1 protein-coding gene is annotated in these 792 nt (G+C 73.2%); it reads left to right on the top strand.

Features of this window, described 5'->3' with window-relative positions:
• Positions 1–733: DUF317 domain-containing protein (locus tag EF918_RS36260; protein ID WP_312847899.1), on the top strand; the 733-nt coding region annotated here is incomplete at its 5' end.
• Between the last annotated feature and the right edge of the window lie 59 nt (positions 734–792).

Genomic DNA, 792 nt, shown 5'->3' with positions numbered 1-792 from the left:
CACCCCTTCCGTCCCGGAGACGCCCTTGCCCGCACCCGCCCCCCGCACCACCGCGACTCCCGTGGACGCTGACGTCTACGTCACGCCCCGATACCTCGCCGGATCACCCGGCTACGGCGATGCCGGCTTCGCGCCCGTCGCGCACTGGCCCCACCACCACCTCGACGAAGGCCCGCACCAGCTCGTCGTGACCAGCCCGGACCACCGCATCCGGATCGGCTGGGCCGGAGACGACTACGACCTGTGGACCATCAGCGCCGCGCCGCATGCCGTCTCAGGACCCCAGTGGACCGCGATCGTCAACCAGAACACCCCGCCCGAGCTCGTCGCGGCCCTGACCGCCACGCTCGCCCAGGACTGGGCCGCGGGCCAGGACCGCTTCCTCGCGGCCCCGTCGGTGTACTGGGCCGACAGCGTGGCACCGCTGGCCGCGGCCGGCTGGGAGCGAACGGGCGCCGAGCTCGGCACCGTAGAGCTGGCCGCCCCCGACGGCAACGCGGGGGTCTGCATCAACATCTCGCGCCGCGACCTGGAGCACGGGACGCAGCTGTGGGCCAGCCCTCCGGGCTGGGGCACCCGAGCGGAGATCACCTTCACCCCCCGTACGCCCTCCCACCTCATAGCCGCCACCGCGGCAGCCTTCACCGATCCGACTCCCGCAGCCCGTTGGCGCGAGAGCCTCAACCCCGAGCTCACCGCCCGCGCCAACGGGCTGCGGGAGTCGGATCGGTGAAGGCTGCCGCGGTGGCGGCTATGAGGTGGGAGGGCGTACGGGGGGTGAAGGTGATCTCC

Source organism: Streptomyces sp. WAC06614 (genome assembly GCF_003949795.1).
In the GTDB taxonomy this organism is placed as follows: Bacteria; Actinomycetota; Actinomycetes; order Streptomycetales; family Streptomycetaceae; genus Streptomyces.
This window is presented reverse-complemented; position numbering and strand designations above follow the sequence as displayed.